This is a genomic window from Streptomyces sp. NPDC040545 (assembly GCF_055595065.1).
This window is the reverse complement of sequence record NZ_JBVIWA010000029.1, coordinates 1-20,017: the sequence shown is the minus strand read 5'-3', so window position 1 is coordinate 20,017 and position 20,017 is coordinate 1. Positions and strand designations below refer to the sequence as shown.

The window sequence follows — 20,017 nt, the reverse complement described above, 5'->3', positions numbered from 1 at the left end:
GCTAGGAGTCCGCGGCGTCGGCGCCCATTGGCCGAACGGCAGCGACGTCCTGCCTTTCGTCGGGGGTGTGCCCCGACCCGGGGCGGATCCGTGGGGCTCGCCGTTCGCACGGTGGTGCGGCGGCCGTAGGCTCGCCGCGTGGAAGAGACGACGCCGAGCAGCCGACAGATCCGGGTCCTGGTGGCTGACGACGAGGCGATGGTCCGGGCGGGTATCCGGGCCATCCTCGCCAGGGACCCGCACGTTGAGGTGGTCGCCGAGGCAGGTGACGGGCACGAGGCCATCGCGCTCGCCGGCCGGTACCGGCCGGACGTGGTCCTGTTGGACATCCAGATGCCGGGCTTGGACGGGCTGACGGCAGCGGCGCGGCTCCACCGAGAACCGACGGCGGTCGGTGTGATCATGCTGACGACCTTCGGTCAGGACGAGTACGTCACCCGCGCCCTGGAGGAAGGCGCCGACGGCTTCCTGCTGAAGGCGGACGACCCGAGGGAACTGCTCAACGGGGTACGGGCGGTGGGAGCCGGCGGGGCCTACCTGTCCCCCCGGGTCGCCGGCCGAGTCATTGCCGGGCTGCGCGCGCACCGGGCAGCGCATCCTCACCGCTCGCTGGAGCGGCTCACGGAACGGGAGCGCGAGGTGCTGGCCGGACTCGGGACGGGACTGTCCAACGCGGAGCTCGCGAGCCGGCTGCACCTGGCTGAGGGCACGGTGAAGGCGCACGTCAGCGCGGTGCTCGCGAAGCTGGGCGCGCGCAACCGGGTGGAGGCGGCCATCTCCGCGTACGAGGCCGGCCTGGTCCCGCAACGCCCCCGCTGACCCGGTGTCAGCGTCCCGCCGAGTGCCGATCATGCCCTCGCCACAGAAGCGCCCGGGCACGGAGGCGGCGCGGCGGCGCCCGCCAGTGCTGTGACCGGGAACCTTTGCCGGGTTGCTTGTATCCGGTCCCATGACGGACCCTCACGACCACGCTCCGGCCGATGCCGATGCCGATGCCGACGACGTCGAGCGCCACCCCTGCCCGCGGTGCGCGGCCGCCCCGGCTCGTCGCGCCGCTCGCGCGGTGGCGCGGTCGCCGGGTCGAGGTGCGGGTACGGGGGTGGGCGGGGACGTGCCCGAGGTCGACCCCGGGCAGCGGCAATAGGTTCCTCCGGCTGCACTGGGGAGGACGGCCCGGGTGCCTGTTGGCCCTCGGGCCGTCCGTCAGCTCGAAAGGTCGGCCGTGCAAAGTCAGAACGCGTACACCGGGTTCCCGTTCAGGGTCGCCGACATGATGCACGCGTTGGAGAAGGTGTGTTTCCAGGTGACGCGCCTACCGTGCAGTACGCCGTCCGCGGTGACCGTGACGGGGTCGAAGTACTTGGGGCACGACCGCGATGTATTCGGTTTTGCCAGCAGGCGGTTGAGTTCTCCGTCGGTGGCGTTGAGGGCGTCGCACGCGGCCCTCGGGGCGGGGTGAGTGCCCTCGGCGGTGTAGGCGCAGCTGAGGGTCGACGCGCGCAGGACGGTGTCCGTGGGTGCGCCGGAACCCTGGGCAATGGTGAAGACCATCGCGGACGGGCTGTGCATACCGGCGGGTTGAGCCTCCGCGAGACCCGTGGCGCCTGCAAGACAGAGGAGGCTGAGGGCGGATACTGCGACCATGTGGTGACGCATGACAAGTTTCGCCTTCGATTCAAGGGTGATTTCGCTTCGATGCCTGCGTTCGAACGCTCCACTGAAGACGAGCCTGGCAGGCCCGAAGGAGGGTCGCCAACCAGCAGTCGATTTACGGACAGATGATTTGAATAGCGGATCACCGGCCGGTGTTCGCCCGGCTGGCGCGGTACATCCCAGGCTCCCGAGCGGCCCGGGGTGGGGGTGCGGCCCCGCCGCGCCGTGTTCCTCCCTGGTGACGGCGGTGCGCGGTTCGCCGAATCACCTTGCAGGGTGACGGGGGAATGTGGTCAACCCAAGTCTCAGGGCGCGGAGCTCCTGACTGAATCCGGTCCGGCGCAGCTCGGCGGGAAGGTGGCCGGTGTCGATGAAGAGGAAGGACCTCCCTTGAGGCCCGACACCCCGCGGGGCTGGAGTATTCGGGCGCCCGTTCAGCCGGCAGCGGTTCGTCAGGCTCACCTGAATGGAAGCCCGTACCCCGTCCGCCCTCCCCCTGCCCGCCGCCCACACCCCGATCGCCGGACTCACCGCGCGGGCGGCGGCCTGGCGCGGCTACGACGTGCCGACAGGGCGACGGGTGTCGAAGGCCGCAGGGCGCACTGGTACGGAGGTCCCCGTGCGGCCGCACGCCATGCCGGCCCGCTGGGCCTGGGGCTGCTCGAACCGGCCGACGACTGGCTGACGCACCTACCGCGCCCCTTCCTGCGGGGGCGCGTGCGGCTCACCACCCTCGGCGAGGCACGGGAGCTGCGGGAGCAGGTTTTCGTGAAGCCGCCCTCGGCCAAGCTCGACCTGCTGCCCGCCGCCGTCCACGAGGTCGGGACCAGCCTGCCCGGCGGGCTCGACGGCTCCACGCCGGTTTTGGTGAGCGGTGTGGTGGAGTTCGCCACCGAGTCCGGCTGTTCGTCCTTGACGGCGAAGCCGTCACCGGCAGTCGCTACGCCGTCCACGGACGCCTCGATCCGGCGCCGCTGGACGCCGAGAGCCGCGCATTCGCCCGTACGGTCCTCGACGCCACGGCCTCCGGCCTGCCCAGCGCGGTGTGTCTGGACACCGGTCGGCTCGCCGGCGGCGACTGGGCGGTGGTCGAGGCCAACATGGCGTCATTCGCCCACTGTTACGCCGCGGAACCCGACCGCGTCCTCGACGTAGCGCTCCGTGCCGCCGGCCCGTTCGGGTCCAAGACGCGAGCAGCCTCTCGTAATGATCAAGAGATCCGAACGTTTGGAAACTCGGGCGTGGTGAAGACGGTTGTTAACACCGACTCTATTCATCGAGGTAGGAGAAGCGCATGGGCATCATTGCCTGGATCTTGATCGGACTGCTCGCGGGCTTCATCGCGAAGGCGCTGATGCCCGGCAAGGACCCCGGCGGCGTCATCATCACCATGCTCATCGGCATCGCGGGCGGCCTGCTCGGCGGCTTCCTCGGCAAGGTCATCTTCGGCGTCGACTCCATCGACGGTTTCTTCGACCTGTCCACCTGGATCGCCGCCATCATCGGCTCCGTCATCCTCCTCGCCGTCTACCGACTGGTCACCGGCAACAAGCGACACCACAGCCACGCCTGAACGACCTCCTCAGACCCGGACGAAAACGGCTCCCCCTCTCTGCTGAGGGCGGAGCCGTTCCGCTGCTACGAGTGCAGCCCAGGCCGCGCCTCTCTCCGTGGCGCCCCCACTTCCGTCAGGCCAGAGGGGTGACCTGCCGGCCAGCAGCGGGCCGTGTGTGCCGGTGCTGGGCTGCCGGAGACGGTGCGTAGGGCGACCCTCAGGGGGTAGGCGCGCGGCACTGCCCGCGAGTGGAGGAGGACCCGTATGCCGGCCCGGTCCGTCTCAGAGCATGAAGCAGCGCCTGAACGCGACGCCCTCTTGGGCGGTCGCTACCGGCTCCAGGGCCCCATTGGGTCCGGCGGCACGGCGGATGTCTTCCGCGGCGTCGACCAGATGCTGGGCCGTGAGGTGGCGGTCAAGGTGTTCCGCGCGGGCACCGACACGATCACTGCCGACCGCTTCTGCGACGAAGCCCGCACACTGGCCCGACTGTCCCACCGTGCCCTCGTCACCGTCTATGACGCCGGCCGACACGGCCAAGGCGCGTACATGGTGACGGAGTTGATCCGCGGCGTCACCTTGCGCACCCGAATGGATGCCGGCCCCCTCAGCGCCGTCCAGGTCACGCGGATCGGCGCCGACCTTTCCTCAGCCCTCGACCACGTGCACGCCCACGGCATCATCCACCACGACGTGAAACCCTCCAACATCCTCCTGGGCGCAGAGGGCTCGCCACACCTGGCCGACTTCGGGCTCTCCCGGACCGTCCACGACGACTCCCACAGCGCCCACGACACCCTTGTCGGCACCCTCGCCTACATGGCCCCGGAACAGTTCCTCGGCCAAGGCGCGAGCACAGCCAGCGACATCTACGCCCTGGGAATGACCCTCCTCGAAGCACTCACCGGCCACCGCGAATACCAGGGAACGCCCGTGGAGATCGGCACCGCCCACCTCCTGCGTCAACCCCGGATTCCCGAGGGGCTGCCGGACGACCTGGCTCGCCTCCTCAGGGCGATGACCGCCCAGGCCCCTGCGGATCGCCCCGACGCCGCCACCGTCCACCAGCGCCTGCAAGACATCGCACAGGCGCCGCGGCCCCGGACCGCATCGAGCACGGCGCTCACCGGCACCTCTACACACCGCTCATTGCCGCCATTCCCTGCCGCGCACCCCATGCGAACGCGGAGCAGGGCTGTCAGCCGGCGACAGGCGGCTCTCTTCAGCCTTGCGGCTGCGAGTGTCGCGGCCAGCTGTGCGTTGGCGCTGGGGGGCATAACAGCAGGGAAGAACACACCCGACACCGCTCCCTCCCCCGAACAACCGTTGGCGTCAAAGAGCACCGAGTGGGCCGGCCCGGCAGGACCCCCCAGCACGGTGCCCGCGTCGCCTCCTGCAGCGTCAGCCCCGCAGCTGCCGGTCGCGGCACCTTCCATCCCAGGAGAACTTGAGCCCTCCACCAACCCGACCCATTCATACTCCGCTCCATCCGTCACAGACCGTCCGACGAAGGCTCCTGAGCCAACGGAGATCCCCGGGAAGGCCAAGGGCAAGAAGGGCAAGGGATGGTAAACGAACCACCCCTGAAGCGCTGGCACACGCCGGTAGCCGACCGTCGTTGAACCCCGTTCCCATGCCGCGGCGCGCAGGGCCACCCGCCAGGAGGTGCTCCCGGCCGCGCGGGGCGTTTACCCGCAGGTCGGGCCGGGCTGCACTCCGACAGGCGGGGCCTGGGGGCGTACTACGTGCCGTTGAGGTCGTCGATCAGCATGAACAGGGCATCCTCGGACGGGACCTCGATGTGGTCGCCGCTCTCACTCTCGGCTCCGTAGTACGCAGCCCCCATGAGCCCTGTCTCCCATCGAACCGCTGACCTTCGCGGCCAGAACGACACGCGGAGGTGTGGCTTCCCGGGCGGGTGGGTGGAGCGGTCAGCGGATGTCAGGGGCACGTGCGGGGCGGGTGGAATGCGTGCGTCGCGCAGGTGGGTGTGACGGATATGTCCACGTCTGGTAACCAGCGTCGGCGGGGGATGCCGTGGGGGCCGTGGCGTCGAGAGCGTGGCCCTGGGCTCACTTCGGGCCGAATCCGAAAGACCACCCGCGACGCCATCAACCTCCGCGGCTGGGCCCTGCGCGACGACCGCGGCCGCACCGTCGACACCGAGACCTGGGGCCGCCGCCAGCCTCCACGCGCAGGCCGGGCCCCGTGCCAGTGAGCCTGCGCGAGATGCCCCACCCGTGGCCGGCCCATGCGGCCACCACCGCTGACCGGCACGCGCGCACGGGCCGTCGCCCCCCCGGTGACGGCCCGAACTGCTGCAAGTGGAGGGGGCGTGCCGTGTTTCTCCGGCCCGCATCGAAGTGGAACCCTGCTGAACGGTCGGCGGACGCATACGATCGCGTCCGCCGCCGGACGACGGGGCAGGCGGACAGCCTGGAGTGACGAACCTGTACGACGGGCGTCGCCCCGCCGCCTCGCTTCCCCATGCCGGGCGGCCCCATGACCACCGTGTGGCGCTCCGCCATCAGCCGGTCCACGACTGCCGACAGGACGAAGTCGCGGCCAACTGCCGACCGGGCCTCAGGTGCCGTCCCGTCCCCCTGGAGGGGGGTACCGGACATTCCGCTTTCCGGGTACGGCAACTTAGCTCGAATCGGGTTAAGTTGACCTCCCGCCCGCAGTGTGAGCGGCAACCCGAGAGACAGAAACAGGCATGTACGCGAAGAACGAAACCGGGCAGGTACGGTCGACGATCGGCGGTGGCGGGGAATTCGCCCCGCGCGCGGGCGGGAACCAGGAAATCCCGGAATCGGCGCGGTGGTTCGAGGCCCTCGCCTCGTACGCCCCTGCACCCGCCTTCATCCGCGACGGACAGGGCCGGTACCTGTGGGTGAACGCCGCCTACGCCCACCTCTACGGCATGGAACCGCAGTCCGTGGTCGGGCGGACGGTCGAGGAGATCGACGCCCCCGACGACGCCGCCATGTTCCGGGCATTGGACCGCGAGGTGCTGTCGTCGCGCCGCCCCGTACGCCACACCCTCGTCTTCCGGCACCCCGACGGTGCGCCCCGGCAGGTGACCGGGCACCGGTTCGTCCTGGACCTCGGCCGGGGCCCCCGCGTGGGCGGCATCTACACGGACGTCACCGACCAGGCCCGGGCCCTGGAGGACAAGGCCGCCGCCGCCGAGGAACTCCACGCCCTGTGGGAGCGTTCGGGCCTGGCGATCGTGACACTGGACCTGCGGGGCCGCGTACAGCGGGTCAGTGGAGGAGTTGCGGAACTACTCGGGGGTGACCGTGCCTCCCTGGAGGGCAGCCGCGCCGTCGGGCACTTGCGTGGGGACCCCCGGGCGGTGCGGCACGCGTGGGCGGACCTGGTCACCGGCAAGGCCTCCCGGCGCACGTGTTTCCTGATCTGCGGGACGGCCTCCGGCGGGAGCAAGGTGCTCCGCGCGGATCTCGCGGTGGTCAGGCGCCGGGGGGCTCCCGACCGGGTGTCGGCCGTACTGACTCCGCGCAGCGTCGAGTTCGGCACCCCCGTCCAGGTCAGCCCCGTGCAACTGCGGGTCCTCTCCCTCGTGGCGGGCGGCCGGTCCAACGGAGCCATCGCCACCGACCTGGGACTGTCGCGCCAAGCCCTGGACTACCACCTGCGCCGGCTGCGCGTCGCGCTCGACGCGGACTCGCGTCCGGCCCTGGTGGCTCGGGCCTACACCCTCGGCATCTTCGACAGTAGTGTCTGGCCGCCGCGCGCGGCCGTCCCGCCGTATCAGGGCTGACCGGATGCCCGACGTACGCCCTCCCGACGCAGCCGCCCCAGGACGACGCCCACGACGAGCAGCAGCAGACAGGTGCCCGCCGCCGCGTGCACGAGGAGAGCGTCGAGCCGGTCCACGGCCAGGTAGGCACCGACGGCCAGTGCCACCACCGCGCACACGCCCCGGTCGAGGATGGACTCCACCGACAGCAGGGTCGCCCGGTAGGGGGTCGGCGGGATGGCCGCGTTGATCAGGTTGCGTTGCACCGGGTACGCGAGGCCCGCCGCGGCGGCGAACACGCACAGCCACAGGATCGTGCCCAGGCCCCCCGACAGCGTGGTGGCCGCGAGCGTGATTGCCATGACCACGCTGAGGACGGTCACCACGGTGGCGTCGGCCAGTCTGCTCCGCAGCCAGCCGGTTCTGGCCGAACCAACGGCCTCGGCGACCGTCATCGCCGACAGCACCGCACCATGGTCGGCGACGGGGAGGTCCTTTTCGAGGAGCAGCGGTTGGAAGAGGTTGACCTGGCAGATGCGGGCGAGCGTGAACACGGCCACGCCCTGCACCATCAAAGGGCCGAGGGACCGTGACGTTCCGAGCACCTTCGCGGCCTGGCGGGCTGAATCGAGGAGCCCGACGCGCTCCGCGCGCGGCTGACCGCCCCCGCGGGGCGCCGCGATCGCCGGGAGGGCCGCGGCGCAGGCCAGCGAACCGAGCGTGGAGAGCGCGGTCAGCACGTAAGGGGCCTCGTGCCGGACGTGCATCACCACGCCGACCAGCGGCCAACAGGCGATCTTCGCCCAGAGGCCGAGCGCCCGGGCGGTGCCCTCGGCCTGTACGTAGTGCTCGCCCGCGCCGTGCTCGTGCAGGTACTCGTACAGGTAGGCGCTGGAGGCCCCGGACACCAGAGAGCGGGCGGCCGCGATGGCCAGGAAGTGCGCCATGAAGCCCGCGAAGGACGGCGAGGCGACCGGCAGGAGGTTCGCGGCGGTCATCGCGGCCGCCCCCAGCTGCATGCAGCGACGCTGTCCGATGCGGTCGGCGATGAAGCCGGTGGGTATCTCCAGCAGGCAGAACGCCACGTAGTAGACGCTCTGGATGCCGAAGATCTGGCTGTCCGAGAGGCCCGCCTGCTTCTGGTACTGGTAGAAGACCGGCATCCACCACAGCAGGTTGAACAACAGCTGGAACCCGTTGTTCAGTCGGATCACGCGGAGCACCACGGCGGGCGGACGCCCGCGGCGTTTCACGCGCGTACGCAGGGAGACGGGCATGGGCGACCTTCGGGTGGGACGGAACGGGGGGGAGTACGGACGGGTCAGGCGCTGTACGGGCGCAACTGGAGGATGTGGAGCGCGCCTCCCGGCCCGAGCAGCCATTCGATGTCGAGCGGCCCCGCGAAGGTGTAGTCCGTGGCGAAATGGGACTGGAGCAGGCGGCCCGCCAGGGCCAGCCGCCCCAGGTGGGCCCGCGTGTCCTGGGCCAGGTCCTCGGTGGCCGCGCCCAGCGAGATCGTGCGGCCGCCGCCCTCGACCGTGTTGTACAGGTACTGCAGGGGCATCGTCCGGCCGTCGACGACATCGGCCGTGGACCCGTGCGCGCAGTTGAGGTACACGTTGCGGAAGTCGGCCCGGTTGGTCGGATTGCAGGTGACCATGACGCCTCCGAGCGGGGACGGCTCGTAGCGCTGGACGATCACCCCCATGTAGGTGTCGTCCAGGGGGATGCCGGCCTGATGGCGCAGCCGCACGCTGCGCGGGGAGAGCAACGAGGCCCATACCTGGCGGATGGCGTCCAGCAGCCCCGGCAGATCGGTGACCTTGGTGTGGGACTCGTAGATCCCGGCTGCGGAGAAACCCGGGAGGTCCTCGGCGTTCGAGGAGGACCGCACGGCGAAGCGGCCCGTGCCCGCCAGGTGCTCGACCAGCTGCGTGTCCAGGGCGCGCACCAGGTGCTCGGGCACCGGGAGAGTGCGCACCAAGTGCTGCAGTTGGAGGCAGACCGTGTCCACGGCGTCCATGGAGTTCAGCTCCAGGGCCATTTTCAGTTTGCCGATGCTCTGTTGCACGGCCGGTGAGGAGTCCAGGAAGCGCTGCTGGACGGAAAAGGGGACGGCGATGCCTGCCGGCGCCTGGACGTACCGGGTCAGGAACTCGCTCGCGTACTGGGCGAGATCACCGTCCTCGGGCATCCCCAGCCGGGCGGCCAGGTGACCGAGCAGGTCGGCCCGGGGCGGGCGGGGCACGGAGTAGTAGCCGGTCAGCCGGCCCGATCCGTGGCGCAGTACGTGGTGCAGTTCCCCGAGGTTGGCCGCTTTGGTGCCGTAGCGGTTGCGGTCACCGGCGCGTAACGCGGACAGCGGCACGAGCGGTACGTCCGTCACGTGCGGCGCGTCGAGACGGACCCGCTGCGTGTGCCAGGTCGGTTCGGCGAGGTCCGACGGTTCCTCGGCGCGCTCGATGACGAACCCGTCGGCGGTGACCTCGTAACGGACCCAGGCACCGTCCAGCTTCTCGTCGGCGATCGTATCGAGGACTCCGCGGACGATGGCGTTGGGGATGCCCCACCCCGCTGCCAGCATGTTGGTGTGCGACAGCGGAGTGGTGGGGTGCGCGTTGATCAGACCGGAGAGCCGGGGAATGTCGTCGGGGACCACCGGCATGGCGACGATGTCGTACCAGGTCAGACCCGCGCGGGCGGCCAGGTATTCCTCGCCCGAGGCGAAGGCGCGGAGCCGGCCGGTGGCCGACGCGAGCGTCAACGGCACGAAGGGCGCGGTCGCCAGGAGCGCGTGACCCCGTGCACGGGGCACCACGGTCTCCGGCACCTTCGCGAGGGCGTGCTCCTGCCCGTGGTTGGCGGGCTTCACCAGCAGCTCCAGCGCGGGGTCGAGGTGAGCCCGTACGAAGGCGTGGAACTCGATCAACAAGTCCGCGCCCATGGTGTCGGCCTCGGTGGTCTCCAGGACCATGAACGGCTCGACCCGCTCCGGGCCGCCCCGGGAGTGCAGCGACAGGACGCCGAGCAGGAAGCGCCGTGCGGGGTCCTGGTAGACGTCATGGTTGAAGCGGTCGAGTTCGGCGTCGAGCTGCCCGAGGGTCAGACCCTGGATCTCGGTGGCTATGTAGTTGACGTGGAAGGAGTGCACGGAGCTGTCGAGGACGTGCCAGAGGCCCTGGTCGCGGTCCACGACGACCTTCACGTACGAGTGCCCGCCCAGCACCCCGGCCAGTTGCTCGAACAGGGGGAGTGTGAGCAGGGTGTCCACGGCGGCGCCTCGGGGGGACGGCGCGGCAGCGATGGTTCCGGCGTTCGTCATGCGGTGCTCCCGGGCGTCGAGCGGTCGGTGGGCAGGGCGGAGGGCTCGGGGGTGTCGGCCGTGAGGGCGTGGGACGGGGCGGTGAGGGCTTCCGGCAGGGCCGAGAGGATGCGTCGGCAGTCGGCCAGCAGTTCCGGCCCGGACTCGGCGGTGAGGAAGCACAGCGCGGCCATGGAATTGGCCCCTCCCGCCTCCTCGTAGCGCGGTACCGGGCTGCCCGGCGCGAGACTGTGTTCGCGCACCGGCTCCACGCGGGAGCCCGGGGCGACCAGGGCGGCCCAGTCGACCGCCTCGAAGTCCCAGGAGGGGTGTTCGGTCCAGGGCCGGCCCTCGGCGTCGACGGCAAGGACGACGAGGGATCCGGCGGCGCCCTTGCCCTTGGTCAGCATCCGCTCCGGGTAGGCGACCTCCCGGCCGAGCAACTGGCGCACCAGCATGCCGATCATGTCGAACCCGAAGACGGTCTCCACCTGTCGGGTGGTCATCACCCCACCGAAGCGGGCGGCGGTCTCGATCAGCCACATGACCCCGCCCGCGCCGAGTTTGATCTCGGTATGGGTGGCGCAGGTGTCGAGTCCGAGCGCGTCGACGGCGGCGCGCGACACTTCCTCGATCCGATGCTGCAACGCGTCCGGGAGGGCGGCCGGAGCCAGGCTCGCCCGCTCGGTGAAGGGCGCGATGGTGGGCATCCGCCCGGTGATGCACAGCGGGTGGTAGCGGCCGTCGGCGACGATCCCCTCCACGCTGACGTAGTCGCCCCACCCGTCCCCGTCGAACCAGTCTGACGCCTCCCCGGTCACGATCTCCTCCAGCAGGAAGTCGCTGACGCCCTCGTCCGCGGCGAGCAGCTCCGAGTAACCCTGCGCGGAGGAGGCTTCCATGACGGAACGGCCGGTCGTCCAGGCCGCCTCGGCCTGCTGCTCGTTCCACACGGTGAGGTGGGCCGTGGAGCCCGCGCTCCAGGCTGCCTTCAGGAGGAGCGGCGGCCTCAGGGTTTCGAAGGCGGCGATGATGTCCTGTCGAGCGTGGACCTCCGCGAACCCCGGTACGGGCACCCCGGCGTCACGCCAGATCCGGCGCATCAGACGCTTGTCCCGCGCCCCCGCGACCCGCTCGCCGGCACCGCGCAGACCGAGCCGGAGGCTCGCGTGGGCGACGGCCACCACCGCGTACTCCGACAGGGTCAGTACCGCCCCGGCGCCGACGCGGCGGGCGTGGGAACAGATCAGATCGACCAGTTCCACCCCCTCGCCCGGCGGGACGGTGGTGACCGACGCGCACTCGGGCATCCACACCGACTCGGTGGTTCGGGGCAACGGCGCGAGCGCCAGGACGTGCACCTCGGCGTGGGCGGCGATGCGCGGGACGGCGTACTCCAGAGGAGGGCCGCCCTTGGCATAGACGAAGAGGATCGGGGTCATGGTGCTCCTGGGGTCGAGGGGGACGCCGCGGGGCGCGACGGCGGACGATCCGTACGCGGTGTCACCGTGCACAGACCATGGGTAACTAGACCACGACGGAAAACGGCGGACGCACAGATGCACGCCTACTCGGTTAGGCGTTCGCCAAACAATGGCGCTCGCCAAGTCGGCCCGGTATGGGGGCGTTTCAGCCATCCGGGCGGGCCTCGTGGTGATCGCGCGTCCGCGGGCGGTCCGGCAGGTCGTCACCAGCCGATCAGGAACCCGAGCGGCCACCCCGGCGGTCGACGGGGCCCCGTCCCGGCCCGCGGCGACGACTCACGGCCACAGCATGCGTCGACGTGCTGGGCCTGATCATCGGCGTCGTCGTCATGGCCGCTTCCGCGCACGACAACGCCGCCCGCACCGCCCTGCTCGACCAGGCCGCCGAGCGGTGCGGGCTGCGCCTGGAGAAGGTGCTGGTGGCTACTGCGGAAGCCACCCCGAGGTGCGGTGCGCTTCGTCGACGCCACCAGGTCGAACACGTCCATGGGCAGCCCGTACGCGCCTTCGTGCGCTTCAGCGATTGAGAGGTGCCCCGGGACTTCCATAGGCTGGCGACACGGGTGTTCCTGGGGGTGCGGGGCGTCCCTGCGCGGCCGCGCCGTGGTGGGTGTTGGGTTCCGCGGGCGGAGGGCCTTTCGGTGGGTGAGCCGGGCGTGTGGGGTGAGGTCACGGCAGTTGAGGGTTTGGAGGCTGAGGCTGGGACTGCTGCGCCCAGTAGACGCCGAGGTCGGCGAGGGCGGCGAGCTGCCTGATCGGGCCGGCCGCGGCGAGCCTTCCGGTGCACATTGACGGCTTGGTTCAGTTCTGCTGGCCGGGCGAGCGTACGTGGCTCACGTCGGTCGGGTCTTGGGGGAGGAACCCGTTCGCGCCGTCCTTCAGCGAGAAGACCACGAGGTAGAGCTTGCACGGCTTGGTGGTGGCAGGTCCCTGATGGTTGAACCTGATCCCCGGCCTCTCGTCGGGGTAGGTGTCGAAGACCCATGCCGCCGGCCCGGTGTAGGAACGACCTGCCGCGTCGGTGGATTGCCCGCAGTCCGGTCCGGGCCGTCTGGTTTCGCTCAGGCCGGGTGGGAGGCTTCGGCACCGGCGACGGCCGCCGGGTGCGCGAGCGGAACGACGGGGTGGACACCGACCAGAGGGTCCGCCGAAGCGTGGGCGTCCGCCAGGGCGGCGGCCACCGCGTCCACGAGCGGGTCGGGGGCGTCCGCGCGGCGGGCCAGCACCAGGCGGCTCGGCGGATGGCCGTCGACCGGGACGAACGCGAGGCCAGGGCGCGCGTGCCGGCGCGCGGCGCCGGCCGGAAGTATCCCGGTTACCCCGTCCCACACCACCGCGTGCAGGCATTCCTCGACGGACGCCACCACCGGGCCGGGAGTGTCCTCGTCAGCGGCGAGCCAGTACGCGCGCCACCGCGCGTCCGTCCCGGCCGGCAGCCGGAAGCGCGGCCTCCCCGCGAGTTCCCGCACGTGCAGCCGCGACCGCGCGGCGAGTGCGTCGTCCGCGGGCAGCGCCGCCACCAGAGGCTCGACGCCGAGCTGACGTACTGTCAGTCCCGAAGTGTCGAAGGGGAGACGGGTCAGTGCCAGGTCGACCCGACGCTCGCGCAGCCCGCCCGTCGGATCGGTCACGGGCGCCTCGTGCAGCCTCAGACGCAGTCCGGGGCGGGTGTCGCGCAGTACCGCGAGCGCCGCGGGGCAGGAGTCCAGGCCGGCGCCGCCAACGGCGCCCAGGACGACCTCGCGTACGGACTCCGCGGCCCGCACCCGCTCGCGGGCGCGCTCGGCCCGGGCCAGCAGGTCGCGGGCCTCCGGGAGCAGGACCTTTCCTGCCGCCGTCAGGCGCGCACCGGTCGGGATCCGGTCGAACAGACGGCACCCCAGGTCCGCCTCCAGATCGCGGATCCGGCGGCTGAGGGGCGGCTGGGCGAGGTGGAGTCGCACGGCGGCGCGGCCGAAGTGGCCCTCCTCCGCGACCGCGATGAAACAGCGCAACGCCCTCAAGTCCATGACCGGCCACGATACCGACAACGGCACCGCCCCCGCGGAACCGGTCTTGGACGCGGGGGCGGGGTCCGGGATGAGGTGGAGACGTCCCACCCCCATCGACTTCCCGAGGAGTACCATGTACGCGCACCCCGACGACCTCCACCGCGCCCGCTCCGTGGGCGCCGCCGCGGCGCCCGAGTTCGCGGCCTGGCTCGCCTTCCAGAACGCGGTCGACCGCGAGGACGGCGCCGTCCCCCGCCGTTACCGCGAGCTGATCTCCGTGGCCGTGGCCCTCGTCACCCAGTGCGCGTACTGCCTCGACGTCCACACCGCGGCCGCCCGCAGGCACGGCGTCACCGCCGAGGAACTCGCCGAGACCGCGTTCGTCACCGCCTCGGTCCGGGCCGGCGGAACCCTCGCCCATGCCCTCCTCGCCGACCGCCTCTACGAACAGCACGGCCACCACGACCCGTCCGCCACCTCTGCGAGCGCGACCACCCCCTCCGGCTGACGGCCCACCGGTCCGGCCCTCCGGCAACGGGACCAGCACTCCGGCAAGACAGCCGTGGCCGGTGCCGGGAGGCAAGGGGTCAGAGGTCTTCCGCGTCGGAGCCGCCGGGGTGTTCCGCCTGCCGGGGGAAGAGGGCGTTCTCAAAGGCATCCAGCCCGAAGAGGGCGTGCTCGGCGGTGTGTGCCGACCCCGGCTGCCCAGGCACAGACGACCCCCTCGCCCGGCTGGCCCTGCCCGGCGCGGTTCGGACCGAAGCCTCCCTGCCGATTCGGAGTACGGCGAGGCCCCCGACCCCGGGAAGGGGATCGGGGGCCTCGCCGTGAAGGGGCTGTCCGCGGGTCAGTGGCGGAAAGCGTCCTTTGTCTTCTCCTTGGCCTGGCGGGCGTCGCCCTTGGCCTGCTCGGCGCGGCCTTCAGCGGTCATGCGCTCGTTGCCGACGGCGCGGCCGAGGGCCTCCTTGGCCTTGCCCTTGGCCTGCTCGGCATGGGCCTTGCTCTTCTCGGTGCCCGACATCGGGGACCTCCTCGTCGTTGTACCGGATCGGTCGTGAACGCTCTCCTGCTCACATCCGCCGCCCGTAAACGGGGTGGGTCCTGGAGTTGCCGCGGCCTGCTCCGAGCGGAGCATGAATCCCGATGGCGGGCCGGCACGGTCGGGCCGTGGAGGGTCGGGCCACTTCCCGTCGTGCGGGGGAAGGGGCCGCTACTGGAAGCGGCGGTACGTCAGGTAGACGTCAACGGCACCCACTGTCCGGTGGTGGTGCGGGGACAACATGGGGGCCGGTGCTGTCCACAGCCGACGCGAGGCGCGATCATCTCACCCAGGGGCCGGCGCAGAGGCTCGCCGGCCGGGGCATCGCCAACGCCGTCGCACCCCGACCCGTGTAGAGCCCTCGCGGGCTTGACCGGCAAGATCCGAAAGCGACGACCTACCGGCCGGCGGTCGGGTCGGGCAGCGGCGTGCCCCCGCACGAGGCATCCTCGGCCGGCATCCGGCCGTCGACGAGGAAGCCCTCGACGTACGCGTCCACGCAGGGGTTGTGCGACTGGTAGACGCCGTGGTCGCCGCCGCCGACGGTGATCAGCCGTGATCCGGCCGTCCGCCGGTGGGCCCGCAGCGCGCCCTCGTAGTAAGTGGCCGGATCGTGGAGCGAGTTGAGCATCATGATCGGCGGCAGCCCCAGCCCGGTGACCTGCACCCGGGGCGCCTGGGAGCGCGGCCAGGCGGCGCAGACCGAGGCGAAGGTCAGCTCACGGGCCCCGGCCATCGGGTACGCGGCGCCGTCGGCCGCGCTCCGGCGGACCCAGTAGGAGCTGTCGTGGTTCCACGGGGTGTCCTGACAGATGACGGAGAAGAAGTCCGCCGCGAACTGCGCCCCCAGCGGGTGCTTCAGCTTCTCGGCCAGGGCCTTGCGGGCGGCCGGCGGAGCCGCCTCCGGGTGCTCCAGGACACCGAGCAGCATCGCCAGGTCGGGGAAGCGGTCGCCGCTGTAGATGATGGAGGTGGCGGCGGCGTCGAGGTGGTTGGGGGTGACCGTCGTCCCCTCCAAGTCCAGCGGGTGCTCGCCCAGCGCGCGCCGCAGCCGCTCGTACGAGGCCTTGGCCTCCTCGGCGGTCCGGCCCCGGTGGTACGTCGCGTCGTTCGCGGCGAGCCAGGGCAGGAAGTCCTGTTCGAACCGGCGCTGGAAGCTCATCGGCTGGCCCGTCAGGAACTCCTGCCAACTGCCCGTGAAGCCGATGTTGCTGTCGAGCACCACCCGGTCGACCCGGCGCGGGAACTCGGTTGCATAGTAGGCGCCGAGGAAGGTGGCGTACGAGGGGCCGTAGTAGGACACCTTCGACTCGCCGAGCAGCGCCCGGAACAGGTCCATGTCGTGCACGGCCTGGTCGGTGGTGATGTACGGGAGGAGGCCGCCCGACCGCCGCTCACAGTCCCGCACGAAGTTCCGCGCCCGGTCCACAGTGGCGTCCACAGCCCGGCGAGAGCGGTCGCGCAGGTCGCCGCTGGTGAACAGGGCATCCACCGCGTCCTGGTCGGAGCAGACCACCTGCGTGCTGGCCCCGACCCCGCGCTGGTCGAAGCCGACGACGTCGTACGAGGCCGCCAGCTTGGGCGAGTACGCCGCCAGCCCCGCCGGCCGGCCCAGCCCCGAGGCGCCCGGCCCGCCGGCCGCCATCATCAGCACGCCCCGCCGCGCGGCGGGGTCCGCGGCCCGGTGCCGGGACACCGCGACAATCAGGTCCGCCCCCGTGCCCGGGCGGTACCAGTCCCGCGGCACCGTCATGGAGGCGCACTCCAGCGCACCGGACTGGCACGGCTGCCAGTCGAGGCGCTGCTGCGCGTACCGCGCGGGCACGGCCGGGGCGCCGCCCTTCGCCCCGGCGGCGCTCGCCGGCGACGCGGGCAGGGCGGCGAGGGCGAGCAGCCCGCACGCGGCAGCCGTGGCCCATCGCGCGGGCTTCTTGAAGAGGTGCATGTGGGTGGTTCCCCCGGTCGGAGCGATTCGATACACCCCGATCCTCCGAGAACCCGGGCCCATCGGACGATCCCCCCAACGCCCGTATCCGGGGTGGTGCCAGCACCACCCCGGCCTGGCCAGGCCGCCTCGACCCCGTCGAGGCCGGACGCGGCCTCGGAAGTCGGAACTCCCGGGCTGCCCTGCCTGGCCGTGTGCCAGGGCCCCTCTCACCACACCGGATGGTCGTTGACCGGGTGAGCGCGGCCGGGGCGCTTCTCCTTGGCGATCCGCGCCGCAGGTGTGCTGGAGCGGATCGCCGCCCGGGTGGGCTGGGAGACTGCGGGCGCGGTGTGCGACGAGGGTATGTGCGCCGAAGCGGTGGCCACCGCGCTCGGCCCCACCTACTCCAAGGCCCTGGTCCTGCTCCTGACCTCGCAGGACAGGTAACGGCCGGCGTCTCCACCAGCCGTGGAAGGCTGAACCCCTCCTCCCCCCACCGCTGCTGCGGCTACCGTGGCGGTACGACCTGCCCCGATGGCGGCCCGCTCCACCACCACGCCCAGCAGGTGTGAATCGGTGGGGTCCAGTCTGCTGGACCGGGGGCGGTTCTCGCGGATGGTGTCCTGCCAGTTGGCGGCGTTCGCGTACCGGAGGACGGTGTTGAGGCCCCAGCCCAGGTGCCGGGCGATTGCCCGGCGTGAGTGGCCTTGGGCCAGGAGCTCGTGGACCAGGGTGTGCGCTGCCTTCTTTCGCTCGGCTCGCCGGCCGACGGGCGCCTGGTCGTCCTGCGGGTCGACCGGAAACCAGTCCAGTGGCCTCCGGCAGCATGCCGCTGGGCGATGGGTTGCGCAGCCCGCCGCGGTGGGCGGCGATGCAGGTCTCCACTGCTCGGCCGAGGCCCTGCCCCAGTTGGAACCGGTCGGCAACCTGCAGAGCGTCGGGGGCACCGCGTCGGGCGCCCTCGGCGTAGGCGCCCGCTCGGTCCCGGCAGATGAACTCCACGCCCGGGTGGCGGATCAGCCACGCGGCCAGCGGCGCGGCTTCACGGGTGGGGAGTACATCGGCCACTCGATGGTCTTCGACGCTGGTCAAGACGGTGGAGTAGGTCTGGCCGCGGCGGATCGCGAAGTCGTCCACGCCCAGCACCCGCGGCGTGCTGAACTGCGGATCAGGCAGCGCCACGACCCTGCGCAACAAGGTCATCCTTCCCGCGCCGAAGCCCAGTTGGGCGGCCAGCCGGGCTCCGGCCCACCCGGCCAGCGCCAGCCCCACTCGCTCCAAGGCGCGGTTGAGTCGAATCGTGAACCGTGCGTACGGGGCGGCCAACCGCGAGAACTGCGCGGCAAACGTGCGACGCGGACAGGCCGCAGCTCCACAGATGAAACGCCGGACCACCAGCCGGATCACGAAGCCCTGCTCGGGCAGCGGAAGATCCTTCAACCTGCGGTGATAGCGGTCGTGCACCCGCTCCGAGAAGCGGCCGCAGTCCGGACATGCTGCCCCGGACAGTAGGCCTCTCGCCACCACCTCGACCGTACCGAACGCAGCCATCACCGCCTCGACGTCCACGTCGTCGACACCCTCCAACACGATCGAGCCCCAGAACGATGCATCGGAAAGCATGACCAGCACCATCACCGTCCTTGGCCGACCACGGCAGAGACCACCGAGGACCTGACGGAGCGTAATTTCCGGCTGTCGGGTGGTACGGCGTACGCGGTCTCACGCGAGCACGTCCCCTCGCAATCGAACACGGAGGTGACGTTGCGCGACGACTCCCCAAGATCTGTGCCAGAACCGAGAACGGACAGCAGATGTTCACCACTTCGGGAGGCACCGCTGTCCGGCGCTGTTCGATCGGTACTGGCACCTGTCACTCCGCTAGAGGAGGCCGGTGCGCAGGTGCTGCGTGAGGTTGTCGTGGATCTCGCGTAGCCACGGGGTGCGGACGGCCGGCAGCCGGGTCAGCATTCGTTGGAAGACGGCCCAGTCGATCCGGAATACGTCATGGACACTCGGCGTGGGCGGGTCGTCACGAAGTACGCCGTCGGGTATACGCCCCGATGAGAGGGCCGGCAGCTGCGGTTCGGGGGAGACCAGCCGGAGCCACACCCCGAACGGCAACGGGACCAAGCGCGCCGGAGTGGCAGGGGTCCATGCCTTCCCGGTCTGCGGGTGGGACGGCACGAGGAGGATGTCGGCGCCGTCGTGGGCCGGCTGTCCCGGTCCGGCCAGGACGGCGCGCCGCCTCGGCCCGCCAGCCGGCAGCAGGGTGTCGAGGGCTCGTTGGAACATCTTGGCGGTCAGGCCGTCCGGCACGGCTACCGCCCGGCCGTCGGAGGCCACCAAGAGGTGGGCGAGCGCCTGCCCGGCTGCCGCCACCCATTGTGGGCTCCAGTGCCATCGGTCGCTCGCCCGGAACGGCTCTCCCCACTGGGCGATCGGCTCGGACGGGGGCACGCCATCCCCCTCCGCGAGCAGGTCCGCCCAGGACAGCGGTCCGGCGTCGGCGCCTTCGACGGGAAGGCGGCGCACGGCGTCCGGGGCGAGCCACACGGCCTGCCAGAGCGAGCAGTCGTCGATCCTGCTCGCCACGGGAAGACCGCACGCCGCGCAGGCCATGTTGGGGCCGTCGCGCCCGTCGAAGCCGCAGCAGGCGCCGCCGCGCTTCTCCGGGATCAGCACGGCACCACGGGTGTCTCCCGGTGCGATGACAACCGCGCCGGACACGCCGTCGGACAGGGCATAAACCGGCGCGAAGATGCCGCGGGCAGCCGCCTCGTCCGGATCGATCTCCTCCCACCTTCGCCACGGTGGTCCCCAGGGCTCCAGTTCCACGGCGAACGTCCCCGATTCCATGAGCACCGGGAGCTGAAGCCCGTTCCCGTACTGCTGGCGAGCGTGGGCCGGCAGGGCGACCTGGGACAACGGGGCGGTCAGCTCGGAGCCACACCGCACACACACGAAAACGAACAAACGTCCTCCGCTCGGGAAACAGGGGCATCGTCGCAGCTCCGTGACAGACCGGCCAACGTGTTTTCAATTCGCTGTGGGGCCGAAGCACAGCCACGACGCTGAGCATCACCGTTCGAATCCTCGGCGGGCTCTAGTGCCTCCCGAAGTGGGGTTCTGGCTCACTTTCCGTGGAGGGCTGACTGAGTGTGATGTCAGTGGTGTGTGGTGGGATGGCCGGACTCTGCTGCCATGACCTGCTGGGAGACCGCCTTCATGCCCGTGTACTCGTCTCTGGCTCACGCCCTGGCCGCGGCCTTGGTCGATGTCCTGTGGTTCATCGAGGGCAGTG

The 20,017-nt window shown here is 71.3% G+C and carries 18 protein-coding genes and 2 pseudogenes; 10 read left to right on the top strand and 10 right to left on the bottom strand.

Annotation, left to right across the window (positions count from 1 at the left end):
• The first annotated feature begins 138 nt into the window (after positions 1–138).
• The gene (locus ACZ573_RS34990) at positions 139–819 is read left to right on the top strand and encodes a response regulator (protein WP_471312348.1); all 681 of its coding nucleotides are present in this window, start codon (positions 139–141) and stop codon (positions 817–819) included.
• Positions 820–1,230: 411 nt separating this feature from the next.
• Here the strand turns inward: ACZ573_RS34990 and ACZ573_RS34985 are convergent, their stop codons facing one another.
• Complete coding sequence (locus ACZ573_RS34985) at positions 1,231–1,569, bottom strand: subtilase-type protease inhibitor (protein WP_471312346.1); 339 nt, start codon at positions 1,567–1,569, stop codon at positions 1,231–1,233.
• Positions 1,570–2,119: 550 nt separating this feature from the next.
• Between ACZ573_RS34985 and ACZ573_RS34980 the strand changes: the two genes are divergently transcribed.
• From ACZ573_RS34980 to ACZ573_RS34955, 6 genes and pseudogenes are all read left to right on the top strand, one after another.
• Positions 2,120–2,338, top strand: a complete 219-nt coding sequence (locus tag ACZ573_RS34980; protein ID WP_471312344.1) for a hypothetical protein — start codon at positions 2,120–2,122, stop codon at positions 2,336–2,338.
• 32 nt (positions 2,339–2,370) lie between these two features.
• A pseudogene (locus tag ACZ573_RS34975) lies at positions 2,371–2,490 on the top strand (hypothetical protein); the annotation flags it as partial.
• Positions 2,491–2,555: 65 nt separating this feature from the next.
• Positions 2,556–2,972, top strand: coding sequence for an ATP-grasp domain-containing protein (locus tag ACZ573_RS34970; RefSeq protein WP_471312465.1), 417 nt, complete (start codon positions 2,556–2,558; stop codon positions 2,970–2,972).
• Positions 2,948–3,226, top strand: coding sequence for a GlsB/YeaQ/YmgE family stress response membrane protein (locus ACZ573_RS34965; RefSeq protein WP_383198532.1), 279 nt, complete (start codon positions 2,948–2,950; stop codon positions 3,224–3,226). Before ACZ573_RS34970 ends, ACZ573_RS34965 begins: the two co-directional genes overlap by 25 nt.
• Before the next feature lie 246 nt (positions 3,227–3,472).
• Positions 3,473–4,780 carry a serine/threonine-protein kinase gene (locus ACZ573_RS34960; protein WP_471312342.1) on the top strand — a complete coding sequence of 436 codons (1,308 nt, stop codon included), beginning with the start codon at positions 3,473–3,475 and terminating at the stop codon, positions 4,778–4,780.
• 1,144 nt (positions 4,781–5,924) lie between these two features.
• Positions 5,925–6,992, top strand: a complete 1,068-nt coding sequence (locus tag ACZ573_RS34955) for a helix-turn-helix transcriptional regulator (RefSeq protein WP_471312340.1) — start codon at positions 5,925–5,927, stop codon at positions 6,990–6,992.
• On the opposite strand, the gene ACZ573_RS34950 is transcribed toward ACZ573_RS34955, so the two are convergent.
• The 3 genes from ACZ573_RS34950 to ACZ573_RS34940 form a co-directional block, all read right to left on the bottom strand.
• Positions 6,983–8,185, bottom strand: a complete 1,203-nt coding sequence (locus ACZ573_RS34950; RefSeq protein WP_471312338.1) for an MFS transporter — start codon at positions 8,183–8,185, stop codon at positions 6,983–6,985. The genes ACZ573_RS34955 and ACZ573_RS34950 overlap by 10 nt on opposite strands.
• A 107-nt stretch (positions 8,186–8,292) precedes the next feature.
• Positions 8,293–10,293 (bottom strand): PEP/pyruvate-binding domain-containing protein, encoded by a 2,001-nt coding sequence (locus tag ACZ573_RS34945; RefSeq protein ID WP_471312337.1) that lies wholly within the window; start codon positions 10,291–10,293, stop codon positions 8,293–8,295.
• Positions 10,290–11,786 (bottom strand): ATP-grasp domain-containing protein, encoded by a 1,497-nt coding sequence (locus ACZ573_RS34940; protein ID WP_471312335.1) that lies wholly within the window; start codon positions 11,784–11,786, stop codon positions 10,290–10,292. Before ACZ573_RS34940 ends, ACZ573_RS34945 begins: the two co-directional genes overlap by 4 nt.
• A 269-nt stretch (positions 11,787–12,055) precedes the next feature.
• On the opposite strand from ACZ573_RS34940, the gene ACZ573_RS34935 reads away from it, so the two are divergent.
• Entirely contained in the window at positions 12,056–12,283 is a 228-nt protein-coding gene (locus tag ACZ573_RS34935) for a hypothetical protein (RefSeq protein ID WP_471312333.1), read from the top strand.
• A 534-nt stretch (positions 12,284–12,817) separates the two neighbouring features.
• Here ACZ573_RS34935 and ACZ573_RS34930 read toward each other — a convergent pair.
• Positions 12,818–13,765 (bottom strand): LysR family transcriptional regulator, encoded by a 948-nt coding sequence (locus tag ACZ573_RS34930; protein ID WP_471312331.1) that lies wholly within the window; start codon positions 13,763–13,765, stop codon positions 12,818–12,820.
• Between the two features lie 115 nt (positions 13,766–13,880).
• On the opposite strand from ACZ573_RS34930, the gene ACZ573_RS34925 reads away from it, so the two are divergent.
• Positions 13,881–14,255: a carboxymuconolactone decarboxylase family protein gene (locus tag ACZ573_RS34925; protein ID WP_052875022.1), complete on the top strand. Its 375-nt coding sequence runs from the start codon at positions 13,881–13,883 to the stop codon at positions 14,253–14,255.
• Positions 14,256–14,334: 79 nt separating this feature from the next.
• Here the strand turns inward: ACZ573_RS34925 and ACZ573_RS34920 are convergent, their stop codons facing one another.
• From ACZ573_RS34920 to ACZ573_RS34910, 3 genes are all read right to left on the bottom strand, one after another.
• A complete protein-coding gene (locus ACZ573_RS34920) occupies positions 14,335–14,460 on the bottom strand; it encodes a hypothetical protein (protein ID WP_471312328.1) in 126 nt (41 codons plus the stop codon).
• 134 nt (positions 14,461–14,594) lie between these two features.
• Positions 14,595–14,768 (bottom strand): CsbD family protein, encoded by a 174-nt coding sequence (locus ACZ573_RS34915; protein ID WP_471312326.1) that lies wholly within the window; start codon positions 14,766–14,768, stop codon positions 14,595–14,597.
• A gap of 415 nt (positions 14,769–15,183) precedes the next feature.
• Positions 15,184–16,731, bottom strand: coding sequence for an alpha/beta hydrolase (locus tag ACZ573_RS34910; protein ID WP_471312463.1), 1,548 nt, complete (start codon positions 16,729–16,731; stop codon positions 15,184–15,186).
• A gap of 261 nt (positions 16,732–16,992) precedes the next feature.
• Here ACZ573_RS34910 and ACZ573_RS34905 point away from each other — a divergent pair, with 261 nt between their 5' ends.
• Positions 16,993–17,160 (top strand): hypothetical protein, encoded by a 168-nt coding sequence (locus tag ACZ573_RS34905; protein ID WP_471312475.1) that lies wholly within the window; start codon positions 16,993–16,995, stop codon positions 17,158–17,160.
• 456 nt (positions 17,161–17,616) lie between these two features.
• Here the strand turns inward: ACZ573_RS34905 and ACZ573_RS34900 are convergent.
• Both ACZ573_RS34900 and ACZ573_RS34895 read right to left on the bottom strand, forming a co-directional pair.
• Positions 17,617–18,264 (bottom strand): annotated as a pseudogene (locus ACZ573_RS34900) (ISL3 family transposase); the annotation flags it as partial.
• A 330-nt stretch (positions 18,265–18,594) separates the two neighbouring features.
• Positions 18,595–19,689 carry a hypothetical protein gene (locus ACZ573_RS34895; RefSeq protein ID WP_471312324.1) on the bottom strand — a complete coding sequence of 365 codons (1,095 nt, stop codon included), beginning with the start codon at positions 19,687–19,689 and terminating at the stop codon, positions 18,595–18,597.
• Positions 19,690–20,017: the final 328 nt, after the last annotated feature.